2 protein-coding genes are annotated in these 1139 nt (G+C 69.3%); both read left to right on the forward strand.

The annotated features are described in order from the left end of the window. A partial coding sequence (locus IG54_RS0137220) for a carboxymuconolactone decarboxylase family protein (protein WP_037898473.1) occupies nt 1-494 on the forward strand: 494 nt, incomplete at its 5' end. Continuing rightward, nucleotides 491-1139 (forward strand): sigma-70 family RNA polymerase sigma factor (locus IG54_RS0137225; RefSeq protein ID WP_030795627.1); only part of this gene is annotated, 649 nt, incomplete at its 3' end. The genes IG54_RS0137220 and IG54_RS0137225, both read left to right, overlap by 4 nt.

The raw sequence follows: 1139 nt of genomic DNA on the forward strand, positions 1-1139 counted from the left end.
ACGAGGTGCTGTGGAACAACCCCAAGCTTGCCAAGGACAACCAGGAGTTCGCAGCCAAGGTGGCCACCTGGGACGCGGCCGACGCGAGCCTCAAGACGTTCGCGCACATGGCCGTCGCGGCACAGGTCGGCTGTAGCTGGTGCCTCGACATCAACTACTTCGCGGCGCTGAACCAGAACCTGGACCTGGCCAAGGCGAGCCAGGTGCCGCGCTGGCGGGAGTCGGAGGTGTTCACGCCGTTGGAGCGGGAGGTGATGGAGTACGCCGAGGCCATGACGAACACGCCGACGACCGTCACCGATGAGCTGTCGGCGAGTCTGCTCGGCCGGCTCGGCCCGGCGGCGCTGGTCGAACTCACCGTGTTCATCGGCTTCGCCAACCTGGCTGCCAGGTGCAACACGGCGCATGGGATCACCTCGCAGGGCTACTCCGATGCCTGCGAGATCCCGCTGGCCGGGCGTCCTCAGACGTCCGGCGTAGCGTCGGCATCATGACCGAGGACCCGTTCGTCGCCCATCGCAGCCTGCTGTTCACGGTCGCCTACGAGATGCTCGGTTCCGTGGCCGACGCGGAGGACGTGCTTCAGGAGTCCTGGCTGCGGTGGGCCGGCGTCGACCCGTCGCGGGTGAGCGACGCGCGGGCGTACCTCGTCAGGACCGTCACGCGGCAGGCGCTCAACCGGCTGCGGACGTTGGCGCGCAGCCGCGAGGACTATGTCGGCGAGTGGCTGCCGGACCCGCTGCTGACCACCCCTGATGTCGCCGAGGACGTAGAACTCGCGGAGAGCGTCTCGATCGCGATGCTGACCGTCCTGGAAACGCTAGGGCCCACTGAGCGGGCGGTGTTCGTGCTCCGCGAGGTCTTCGAGCTGCCGTACGGCGAGATCGCCGAGGCCATCGGGAAGTCCGCGGCCGCGGTGCGGCAGATCGCGCGGCGAGCGCGTGAGCATGTGGCGGCCCGGCAGCCGCGGATGCGGGTGAGCCGGTCGGAGCAGCAGGCCGTGGTGGAGCGGTTCCTGCTCGCGTTGCGTACCGGGCAGTTGCAGGAGCTTGTGGAGGTCATGGCGCCGGACGTGGTCCTGATCGCCGATGGTGGCGGGCTTGCGGCCGCCGCTCTGGCTCCGATCCACGGGGTCGAGC

This window comes from Streptomyces sp. NRRL S-920 (assembly GCF_000717945.1).
Taxonomy (GTDB): domain Bacteria; phylum Actinomycetota; class Actinomycetes; order Streptomycetales; family Streptomycetaceae; genus Streptomyces; species Streptomyces alboniger.